12 protein-coding genes are annotated in these 9,626 nt (G+C 63.7%); 9 read left to right on the top strand and 3 right to left on the bottom strand.

The genetic code is table 11. The annotated features are described in order from the left end of the window. The first annotated feature begins 43 nt into the window (after positions 1-43). The gene (locus ACFW16_RS32695; RefSeq protein ID WP_380313239.1) at positions 44-1,690 is read left to right on the top strand and encodes a hypothetical protein; all 1,647 of its coding nucleotides are present in this window, start codon (positions 44-46) and stop codon (positions 1,688-1,690) included. 78 nt (positions 1,691-1,768) lie between these two features. Here the strand turns inward: ACFW16_RS32695 and ACFW16_RS32700 are convergent, their stop codons facing one another. Together ACFW16_RS32700 and ACFW16_RS32705 are read right to left on the bottom strand one after the other, a co-directional pair. Further along, positions 1,769-2,065 carry a hypothetical protein gene (locus ACFW16_RS32700; RefSeq protein WP_380313240.1) on the bottom strand — a complete coding sequence of 99 codons (297 nt, stop codon included), beginning with the start codon at positions 2,063-2,065 and terminating at the stop codon, positions 1,769-1,771. Next, positions 2,066-2,311: a hypothetical protein gene (locus ACFW16_RS32705; protein WP_380313241.1), complete on the bottom strand. Its 246-nt coding sequence runs from the start codon at positions 2,309-2,311 to the stop codon at positions 2,066-2,068. Between the two features lie 654 nt (positions 2,312-2,965). On the opposite strand from ACFW16_RS32705, the gene ACFW16_RS32710 reads away from it, so the two are divergent. The 8 genes from ACFW16_RS32710 (at position 2,966) to ACFW16_RS32745 (ending at position 8,428) form a co-directional block, all read left to right on the top strand. Further along, positions 2,966-4,822, top strand: a complete 1,857-nt coding sequence (locus tag ACFW16_RS32710; protein ID WP_380313242.1) for a ParB/RepB/Spo0J family partition protein — start codon at positions 2,966-2,968, stop codon at positions 4,820-4,822. Between the two features lie 268 nt (positions 4,823-5,090). Continuing rightward, entirely contained in the window at positions 5,091-5,864 is a 774-nt protein-coding gene (locus ACFW16_RS32715) for a DUF3560 domain-containing protein (protein ID WP_380313243.1), read from the top strand. 26 nt (positions 5,865-5,890) lie between these two features. Next, positions 5,891-6,250 carry a DUF2958 domain-containing protein gene (locus ACFW16_RS32720; protein WP_380313244.1) on the top strand — a complete coding sequence of 120 codons (360 nt, stop codon included), beginning with the start codon at positions 5,891-5,893 and terminating at the stop codon, positions 6,248-6,250. Between the two features lie 161 nt (positions 6,251-6,411). Next, the gene (locus ACFW16_RS32725) at positions 6,412-6,885 is read left to right on the top strand and encodes a hypothetical protein (protein WP_380313245.1); all 474 of its coding nucleotides are present in this window, start codon (positions 6,412-6,414) and stop codon (positions 6,883-6,885) included. A gap of 2 nt (positions 6,886-6,887) precedes the next feature. Continuing rightward, on the top strand, positions 6,888-7,109 hold the full coding sequence (locus ACFW16_RS32730; protein WP_380313246.1) for a hypothetical protein: 222 nt from the start codon (positions 6,888-6,890) through the stop codon (positions 7,107-7,109). A 107-nt stretch (positions 7,110-7,216) separates the two neighbouring features. Next, complete coding sequence (locus tag ACFW16_RS32735) at positions 7,217-7,435, top strand: hypothetical protein (RefSeq protein WP_380313247.1); 219 nt, start codon at positions 7,217-7,219, stop codon at positions 7,433-7,435. A gap of 103 nt (positions 7,436-7,538) precedes the next feature. Then, complete coding sequence (locus ACFW16_RS32740; RefSeq protein ID WP_380313248.1) at positions 7,539-7,799, top strand: hypothetical protein; 261 nt, start codon at positions 7,539-7,541, stop codon at positions 7,797-7,799. Next, complete coding sequence (locus ACFW16_RS32745) at positions 7,796-8,428, top strand: Fic/DOC family protein (protein ID WP_380313249.1); 633 nt, start codon at positions 7,796-7,798, stop codon at positions 8,426-8,428. Before ACFW16_RS32740 ends, ACFW16_RS32745 begins: the two co-directional genes overlap by 4 nt. A 55-nt stretch (positions 8,429-8,483) precedes the next feature. Here ACFW16_RS32745 and ACFW16_RS32750 read toward each other — a convergent pair whose 3' ends face one another. Beyond that, entirely contained in the window at positions 8,484-9,314 is an 831-nt protein-coding gene (locus tag ACFW16_RS32750; RefSeq protein ID WP_380313250.1) for a SprT-like domain-containing protein, read from the bottom strand. Between the last annotated feature and the right edge of the window lie 312 nt (positions 9,315-9,626).

A 9,626-nucleotide genomic window follows, 5' to 3' on the forward strand; every position in this document is an offset into this window, starting at 1 on the left:
TCCGTCATAATTTTCCACGAAGCTTGAGATATTGGAGACCATTTTGAGCGTGAATGATGAAGAACTACGCTGGAGACTAGAAGTATTAAAGGCGCAGTTTGAGGCAGGGAAGATCTTTATAGCCTCTCATCTTGCAGATGATTTGCAGCGCAGCCTGAGTGCCATCCGGTATGGACCGGACGGCAGAATCGATCTGGCGACAGTGGATGGTCGCATTCGATCGTTGACACTTGTAGCCGCCGCTATGCATGAGAGGGAGGAAGCAAAGAAGGCAGCTTCTCTCAAAGAGATTAGCAATTTGTATTTTGATTTCATTGAGCAAAACCTCGGCTTCATCATCGATGAAGCAAAGAACAAGGGTTACAACGCTCAGCAGTTTGCTATGGCCGTTTCCGAAAATACAACTGCAGCTGAAGAGCTTGCTTCCGGAACACCAAAGCTCTTGGAGTCGTTTCAGACGCTCTGGGACGGCATCGGTGATGCATCACATTATCACATTCAAGATTTGACAGCTTCTAAGGCCATCTACGGTGGCGACCTCTTTCCCAGCTACAAGAAGAACATAGCCAGTTCTCTTTCTCTCTACATTGATACGATAGTCCTGAGTGATCCATTCTGGAATTCGAGGCATATATTTGAGATGGGATCGCCGAAGCAAAAAGCATTTTACCTGATAAAGCATGCTATTAATGTCTCTAAGTACAGCGCACTCGCCCGGGAGGATTTAGCAAAGCCGATAGTGGTTTTCTCTCCGTTCCGATCTTCGGTTGACGAAAATGAAGCTAAGATGCTTAAGGCAATTGCGGACGCAGATGCACTGAAGCATGCGGGCGCGCTGTATGGGAGAGATTTTGAAAGCGCGGATGAGCTACTGGAATTTAGCGATCCTCTTGATACCGCTGACAAAGTTATAGGCGCTCTGAAGGATCCCTCGCGCCTGCTGATTGACACCGAGTGGAAGGGATCTCTGCGTGAGCAGATAGAGCGCCATCTAGCAGGCGAGTGGGTGGCCTTCGCTGGCGAGAGCCACGCCGGGCGAATGGTTGCTGGACAATGTTTTGGGCGTATGGCTCAAGCAACAGATGTGCTTATGAAGAGCAGATACTTGGGTGGCACGCCGCTGATCGATGCTCCGACCTCTTGGCGCTATTTCAATTGGAAGCTCGAATACAATTCCGCGATTGAACCAGGCGACTTGACCCATCTGCACATGGTGAGAGGGCTTCAACACGTCGCCACATCTGACGAGCAATGGCTAGGTGCGATTCCTCCAGAGGCACTCGTCGAGATGCGGAAAGTGGGGGCCTTCGAGGAAATCCGAGGTGTATTGGCTGAAGGGATTCGTGAACTTGCCGAAGCGAACCCGACAGGGTTCTTTCGAACGTCGGATATGATAGTTGAAAATATCCAAGGAGCATTCGAGAGACATTCAAAGGAAGTGCGCGCGCTGCGAAATAGGAAGATAAAATTTGCCGGTCACGATCTGGGGTCGATGATCGTCGCTGCCGGACTTGAGGTGGCTTCCATTGCAGTTGGAACCCCGACCTTTGGGGCTGCAAGTTTTGCTTTCACCCAGCTTGTCGACGCTCCAAAGCTTCGGCAGATTCCCGAGCGCTTTCGAACATTAAGAAACGCGCACAATGAATTGAGGAAGTCGCCAATGGGCCTTTTTTTCCGGCATAAGCGTTAGGAACTCGTGGTGGGTGCCGACGCCCGAGCCGCTCGGTTGCGGAGCCTGTGAAGGGGCGAGCGCCCGGCTTCGTAACTTTTACCGTGCTCTGCTGCGCCGCGGCCGATTTCGTCCGCCTGGCCCTGGATTTCCCCCAGCAGCGATGTAGGCCCGACGCCCTTCGTCCGTGGGCCGTAGCCAGTCGATCATCCCGTCGTCGCCGATCCGGCTGCGCTCGACCGAGATCCAGCCCTGGCGCTCCAGGCTCTTCTTCGTGCGGGTTGGGACGCGGTACACGGGACCGATGCGCCAGCCAGCGTCGTCCGAGCCCCAGACGTAGGGTTTGAAGCCCGAGCCGAAGAGGGTCTGCATCACATCGAATTGCGCTGGCGTCATTCACTGCATCGTCTGCGGCATGAGGTCGGTGCGGCCCTCTGCGGCGTCCGCCAGGAGTGCGAGATGTGCCGACAGGTCCCGCGCCTGGACGGGGGTCAGCACCAGAGGAATCGACAACGCCTGGTCGTTCGGAACCGTTGGCGTTGGAAGATAGCGGATCTCGAGCACGCCGCCTTGCTCAGGCAAGGTCGCCATCGACCAGCCGCAGACCGAGTAGTGGTGCATCGGCCCTTCGTCGTCCGACATGGCCGCCTCCATCGATTGATCGATTCCCTCCGGAAAACGCCGGCGGACCATGTTTCATTCCGGCGACCGGCTCGGTGACGGGATTGGGGCTCATGCCCGGCCAGGTGGCCGGTCACCGTGCTCTATTCCGCTAGGCTCCCTCGCCCGCCTTGGGCGGACGAGCTCGCCAAGCTGCACCGAGCCCCCTGCGGGGTCTCGGCCCATGCGGGTAACGATCACATCTCGCCTCCGGGCGGCCCGGGCCGCCCTGCGCGCTGTCGCTTGCCGGACGCCTGACGGCGCCGATCGGAGCGGCCGAGGGCCGCGAGCTGGATCCAGCGGGGCGAGAGGCCAGGGTGCTCGGTGAGGGCAACCCCGCTCGCCATGCTCGGCCCTGCGGGCCTGTGCGTGGCTCCGCGCCGGCTCCGCCGGCCACCCTGACGGGTGGGGGTTTGCCCTCCCCTGCGCGCCCCGGCGGTCCTGGGGGTGTCGGGACGAGGGGCGTCTCCCCTCGTCCCGCGCTATCGCGCGGCATGTTCGCCTTCGTCGAACAAGGGGCTAAGCCTTTGATCCAGCAGTGGCAACAGAAAGCTTTATGTATTTATCTATTTACATAAAGACATAAAGACTTTATCATCGCCTTGTTCGCTGGTGGAGCGGAGAGGAGATGCATCGATGACGGCGGAAACGGTTCTGATCCCGTTCAATAAGCTGGTGGCGAGCTCGCAGAACGTGCGGAAAACCGGCGGCGAGGCGACCGCGGACCTGGTGGAGTCGATCGCCGCGCACGGCGTGCTGCAAAACCTTCTCGTCATCCCCGGCGAGAAGGGGAAATACGCCGTGGTCGCGGGCGGTCGCCGGTTCCGTGCTTTCGCCGCACTGGTGAAGGACGGTCGCCGGAATAAGACCGATCCCCTCCCCTGCGTTGTGAAGTCTGCCGAGGAGGCGACGGGTGTCTCCCTCGCGGAAAATGTGCATCGCGAGGCCATGCACCCGGCCGACGAGTTCGAGGCTTTCCAAACGCTGATCCGGGAAGGCAGCAGTGTCGAGGAAGTCGCCGCGCGTCATGGCGTCACCCCGGCTGTGGTCAGCCGGCGCCTGAAGCTGGCGCGCGTGTCGCCCAGCCTGTTCCAGATCTTCCGCGACGGCGGAATGACCATCGACCAGCTGAAGGCCTTCACTCTGACCGACGATCACGAGCGGCAGGAGCGGGTTTGGAGCGGCGCGCAATTTGAGTGGCAACGCAGCCCGGAGCGTCTGAGGCAGGCCCTGACGAGCGAAAAGGTCGACGGCGCCAACGATCGCCGCGTCCGGTTCGTCGGGCTCGACGTCTATTGCGAGGCGGGTGGTCGGATCGAGCATGACCTGTTCGCCCCAGATCACGCCGGCTATCTGGTTGACGCCGACATTCTCGACCGTCTGGTTGCGGCCAAGCTGGATCAAGAGGCCGAGGCGGTTCGGGCCGAAGGCTGGGGCTGGATCGAGACCCGAGCGGAACCGCTCGGATGGCACGACGAAGCCAAGTTCGGGAAGATCGTCGACCAGCTGGTGCCGCTCGCCGCCGACCAACAGGCCGAGCGCGACCGCCTCGCCGAGGAACAGGACCGGCTGTATCAGGAGAATGAGGGCGAGGCGGACCCGCCCGATGAGGTGTCCGCCCGGATCGATCAGATCGATGAGCGCATTGCAGAGCTCGACGATCGCCGACGCGAATTCCGACCGGAGGAAAAGGCAATCGCCGGCGCCATCGTGGCAATCGGCCACGCCGGCAACGGTGTCATCGTCACGCGCGGCCTCGTCCGCCCGGAGGACAAGAAGCGGCTCGCCGCCCTGCGGCGCGGCGACACTGCGCCAGGGGCATCAAGCAAGCCTGAATTTTCCGCGCGCCTGATCGAGGACATGAGCGCCCACAAAACGGCGGCAGTCCGTGCGGTCCTGATGGATCGACCGGATATCGCGCTGCGCGGAGTGGTTTACGCCCTGGCGGTCAATGCCCTCTCCGGAGGATGGCACTTCGACTATCCGACCGCTTTCCAGATCAAGACCGAGAAGCCGGACGACACGATCCAGACCTTCGGGGCCGGTATGACTGTGTCGCCGGCTTGGGTGGCATTCGAAAAGCGCCGAGAGAAGTGGCGTAAGGCGCTACCGGAAGCCATGGCGGACTGGTGGGGGTGGATCCTCGACCAGGACACCGAAACCCTTCTCGACCTCCTCGCGTTCTGCACCGCCGCAACGTTGAACGCGACGACGTCGCAGGCCACCAGCCCTAGCGCCCGCGTTCGCCAGGCCGACCAGATCGCACAAGCCGTCGGTCTCGACATGGCCGATTGGTGGCAGCCGACCGAGGCGACCTATCTCGGCCGCGTCAAAAAATCCCTCGTCATCGAGGCCGTCGCAGAGGCGGGCCCGAGCACGAGCACGGCCGACCTCGCCACCATGAAGCGGGCCGCGCTGGTCGCCGCGGCGGAGAGGCGGCTAGCCGGCACCCGCTGGCTTCCGGCGTACCTGCGGATGAAGGGGAAGGAATGACCTTCCATTGCGCCCGCTGCGGGCAGGAGTGGCCGGACCATCCGGCCACTCTGGTCCCCTGCCCTACCTGCCACGCCCCGGCCGGGGTGTGGTGCCGGCGCCCCTCCGGACATCGCGTGTGGGGTGTCCCCCACGTCGACCGCGAGCGGATCGCGATGGCGGCCGGATTCCTGACCCGGTGCCCGGCCGCCGACGCCGACGAGGCCGAACCCTTCGCCTGATCTAGCCGCGGCGCCCTTCGCCGCTCCAACGCAGCAGGAGACAGCCGATGAACCGATATGAAGCCAAGCAGCAGCGCCGCCGCGACCGCCTGGAGCAGCGCGCCGCCAGGATCGAGACGGAGGGGGCGAGCACCCATGCCCGGGCCCGGGCCATGGCCGACGCCATCCCCTTCGGCCAGCCCATCCTCATCGGCCATCACTCCGAAAAGCGGGATCGGAACTACCGAGCGAAGATTGTCGGTACCTTCCGTAAGGCGTTCGAGCTCAACGACCAGGCGAAGGCGTTGCAAGCCAGGGCCTCCGCTGTTGGCTCGGCCGGGGTTTCGAGCGATGACCCCGACGCGCTGGCGAAGCTGCAGGCCAAGCTTGAGAAACTGGAGGGGCGCCAAGCCCTCATGCGCGACGCGAACGCCGCCATTCGGAGCGGCGACCACGACGAGCTCGGCCGCTTAGGGTTCAGCCCCTCGGAAATCGCCGGTCTCCTCACGCCTGATTATCTCGGTCGGATCGGCTTTCCCGACTACGCGCTCAAGAACAACGGCGCCGAGATCCGGCGCCTGAGAAAGCGCGTCGCGCATCTGGAGGCTGCGGCCGCAGCTGAGACGAAGACGGTCGAGCTGCCCGGCGGCATCCGGATCGTCGAGAACGTCGAGGCGAACCGCCTTCAGATCTTCTTTCCGGGCAAGCCGGACGACGCCACGCGCGCCCGGCTTAAGGCCCACAGCTTCAGGTGGGCGCCGAGCGAGGGTGCTTGGCAGCGCCATTTGGGCAACGGAGCCAGATGGGCCGCCTACTCGGCGCTCGGCATCGCGCACCCCTGATCACCCCTGCCAAGGAGGATTTCATCATGGAGCTCTTCACCAACGAGCAGCGCGCACAGCTCCTCGCCAACGGCGCAGAGAACATCCGGCTCGCCGAGGCCGGCAAGGACACCATCGATTTCCGACCCGTCGTCAAGCTGGTCTTCCCGCTCACCGGCGCGAAGTGGCTGCTGACCGAGCTCGACCCCGAGGACCCCGATATCGCTTTCGGGCTGTGTGATCTCAGCATGGGTTTCCCGGAGATCGGTACGGTGTCGATCTCGGAGATCCTGGCCGTCACCGGCCCGCGTGGCGAGACCGTCAAGCGGGACGGGTTCTTCCAGGCCGACAGGCCCCTTTCCGCCTACGCGGACGAGGCCCGACATCATCAACGGATCGTCGCTTGATCGAGCAGCACCGCCGGACTTGGCGCCGGTCCTCCTCTCGGCTGCTGGGGAGTTTGCACGTGCAAACTCCAGCCCGGGCCGGGGTGCTCGGTGCGGGCAACCCGCGCCACTGACTGACATCGGGTGCCGCCCGGCAGGGTGGCACCTCTAAGGAAAGACCCATGCTGTTCGACCTTGAGGAAGAGGAAGGGTTTCGGCTGATCGACGGGCTGGGCTATGCCAGCCTGACATGCCGAGAGACCGCGGCGACGTTCGCCGAACGGGCCAAGAGCGCGGAGGTCCTGGGACATCGCCAGCGCGCGGCGCGGAATCGCAATTCAGCGCGCCACTACACGGAGAAGGCCGTGGGTTTTGAGGCGCTGAGGCTCAGGCTGGGCCGGATCATTGAGGCGCCGGTGGTGATCCCCTTCGCCCGGCTGCAGCTCGTGTCGGAGCGGGAGAGGCCGCGGGGGCATCTGCCGCCGGGCCATGTGATCACTATCGGGACCGAGTTTCGCGGCGCGGGCGATGGGCGTCAGTTCGTCGACGTCGACACCGCGGCGCGGTTCGCGGCCGAATGGGTGCTTGGCCTGAACTTCGAGGAGGTCGGCACCGTCGGCGATGTGCGCCTCATCGTCACCGTCGACGAGGCCTGACGATGGGGCGCTGGTCTCTGGCAACGTCCTCCGCCGGCATGCTGATCGTCGGTCTGGTCGTTGCCTTCGGTCTGAAAGCAGTCCTCGCTTGGTCCGCGCTCATAGGCGCCGGCGTGCTGCTGCTGCCGCTCCTGCTACACTTGGCCGGCAGCGATGTCGTCGGCGCCGCCAGGACTGCCCGAGATTTCCTCACGCACGCGCGTCGGCAGGATTTTGACCTTTGATGCCAGGGACCGTGTCCGGACGTGCTTGCCTCAGACCGCGGGAACCGAGCAGATTCCCGGAGTTTGCAACGCATAGCGGCCTTCCCCCTCAATTTTGGAGCAACCCCATGGACGTTCGTGAGACCATTGCCGAGATTGCCCGTCGCGTTCAGAAGAACCCCGAGACCATAGGGGTCCTGTCGACAGGCGAGGCCTGCGCCGCGGCCCTCCTCCTCAACCGGCTGGATCTGCTTTCCGACGCGTACAAACATCCCCTCGATGCCCTGGACCGGCTCGGCAGCACGTGGGAAGCCGCGGTGCGGGAACTACATCAGAACGGATGGTGAAGCTCCAGATCCGCAGGGCCTAGCGGATTGACGCACAAGGCCTTTCCTGCGGTGGCGGCCGTCGAAACGTGCTATATATTCTTTCTACGGAAGGAGTTTAGCCATGGTCCAGACCGTAACCCGCACCCGCCCCGAGCAGCGGACCGCTGCAGAGATCGTGCGCGACCTGGCCCGGGTTCACGGCATCCGTCATGAGCGGTCGGAGCTCGACGATTTCGGCCATACCGTCGCGAAGCTGTCCGATGCCGATGTTGAGCTGGACGATACGGAGTGGCTGATCGTCGCGCTGATGCGCGCGAAGGTCATCAGCTCCGAGGACGGCATGGCGCTTTCGGCCGCGCACCTCCGCCAGAAGGCGGCATGACGTTCGACGTTTTCGGCGACTTCGAGACTCGCGGGTATCTGCGCAACATCGCCGGCCTTAAGGACCTCCAGCAGGTCAAGACGCTCGAATACATCTCGTTCCAGGCCGGGCTCGAGGATGCCATCAAGGCGCTGAACAAGCCCGGCCCCCTCACCTACCAGGACATTCTCGACACGCACCGCACCCTGTTCTCCCCGGTCTATCCTTGGGCCGGGCAGGACCGCACGGCGACCGCCCCGAACGTGACCATCACCAAGGGCGGCGTCGCCTATTTCGCCGACTCATCGGAGATTCGGCGCGCTGCCGAACACGGCCTGGCCGTCGGCGCCGTGGCGGTTGCCAACAAGCCGGGCGAGGTCATGGGATATCTCGCCTACGCGCACCCCTTCCTTGAGGGGAACGGGCGCACCATCATGCTCGTCCATAGCGAGATGTGCCGGCACGCGGGGATCCACATCGATTGGAAGCAGGTTGGGAAAACCGAGTACCTGAAAGCGCTGTCCGATGAGCTCCTTAGTCCGGGCAAGGGCGCCCTCGATCGGTTTCTCTCACCCTACGTCCATGAGCGCCGGCTCGAGGCGTCGGAGATCCGGACACAGATCGGCGAGATCAAGGGACTATCTCGGTAAGACCAGTACACCGTCAGGCCGAGGGCCCGATTGACACTGGCGCCGCCGGCGTCCGTCATGCCCCAAGCTCGACTTGGCGGCCGAGTTCCGCCACCTCGAAATCAACGCGGCAGTCTCCGCACACCAGCTTGAGATTCGGCTTGCCCCATACCTGCGCCTCGCATTGCGGGCAGCGGTATTTCGACTTTCGGCGGTCGCGGATAGGCTTGGGCTGGGCCGCCTCCCCTTCCCCGTCGACGACACCGAGCGTCGCCAGGTCGACGCCGATCGGCGCCGGCATCATCTGCAGGTAGGTCGGCGGCGGAAAGCGGTCGTACCATGACAGCGTGAAGCGCTTCGTCAGCAGCTCGTCTGCTGCTTGGCAGTACGGCCCGGCCTCGACGATGTAATGCGTCATCTGATCACCCGTGCGCGGCCCCCCTGGCTTGCCGGTCGCGCTCGGCATGAGGCCGATCCTCTCCATGCGATCGGCCCATTCCTTGTTGTGGTAGCGGCCGCGGCCTGGCCTACCAAAATTCGCCTGCCACTGGTGCACCATCTCATGCACGAGGGTCGAGAGTGTCACTTTGACGGGCCGGATCCCGAACCACCGCGGATTCATCGCGATCTCATCCGCGCGCCGATCGTGGCCGTGATTGGCGAAGGCTTCGGCTGAGAAGAAGCCAAAGGCGATCTTCTCCCGCTGCAGCGTGATCAACGCGCCGGGCAGGAGGCCGTCGAACAGCTTGGCGTTGAAGTGGTCATAGGCGCCCTGCAGGCCCTCATAGGTCTCGGCCGTCGGGGTGAGATTAGATTGCATCGTACGAACCATCTTTGGAGCGTACGATGCAACGAAGCGCAGCGGAAGCGCAGATTTGAGCGAGTGCCCGGCCAGGTGGCCGGTCACCGTGCTCTATTCCGCTAGGCTCCCTCGCCCGCCTTGGGCGGACGAGCTCGCCAAGCTGCACCGAGCCCCCTGCGGGGTCTCGGCCCATGCGGGTAACGATCACATCTCGCCTCCGGGCGGCCCGGGCCGCCCTGCGCGCTGTCGCTTGCCGGACGCCTGACGGCGCCGATCGGAGCGGCCGAGGGCCGCGAGCTGGATCCAGCGGGGCGAGAGGCCAGGGTGCTCGGTGAGGGCAACCCCGCTCGCCATGCTCGGCCCTGCGGGCCTGTGCGTGGCTCCGCGCCGGCTCCGCCGGCCACCCTGACGGGTGGG

The sequence above is a fragment of the Inquilinus sp. NPDC058860 genome, from assembly GCF_042743185.1.
GTDB lineage: Bacteria > Pseudomonadota > Alphaproteobacteria > DSM-16000 > Inquilinaceae > Inquilinus.

Bases quoted from the DNA above. Each gene is read 5' to 3' on its own strand.
- ACFW16_RS32700 (WP_380313240.1), bottom strand. From the start codon at position 2,065: ATGACGCCAGCGCAATTCGATGTGATGCAGACCCTCTTCGGCTCGGGC.
- ACFW16_RS32705 (WP_380313241.1), bottom strand. From the start codon at position 2,311: ATGTCGGACGACGAAGGGCCGATGCACCACTACTCGGTCTGCGGCTGG.
- ACFW16_RS32710 (WP_380313242.1), top strand. From the start codon at position 2,966: ATGACGGCGGAAACGGTTCTGATCCCGTTCAATAAGCTGGTGGCGAGC.
- ACFW16_RS32715 (WP_380313243.1), top strand. From the start codon at position 5,091: ATGAACCGATATGAAGCCAAGCAGCAGCGCCGCCGCGACCGCCTGGAG.
- ACFW16_RS32720 (WP_380313244.1), top strand. From the start codon at position 5,891: ATGGAGCTCTTCACCAACGAGCAGCGCGCACAGCTCCTCGCCAACGGC.
- ACFW16_RS32725 (WP_380313245.1), top strand. From the start codon at position 6,412: ATGCTGTTCGACCTTGAGGAAGAGGAAGGGTTTCGGCTGATCGACGGG.
- ACFW16_RS32730 (WP_380313246.1), top strand. From the start codon at position 6,888: ATGGGGCGCTGGTCTCTGGCAACGTCCTCCGCCGGCATGCTGATCGTC.
- ACFW16_RS32735 (WP_380313247.1), top strand. From the start codon at position 7,217: ATGGACGTTCGTGAGACCATTGCCGAGATTGCCCGTCGCGTTCAGAAG.
- ACFW16_RS32740 (WP_380313248.1), top strand. From the start codon at position 7,539: ATGGTCCAGACCGTAACCCGCACCCGCCCCGAGCAGCGGACCGCTGCA.
- ACFW16_RS32745 (WP_380313249.1), top strand. From the start codon at position 7,796: ATGACGTTCGACGTTTTCGGCGACTTCGAGACTCGCGGGTATCTGCGC.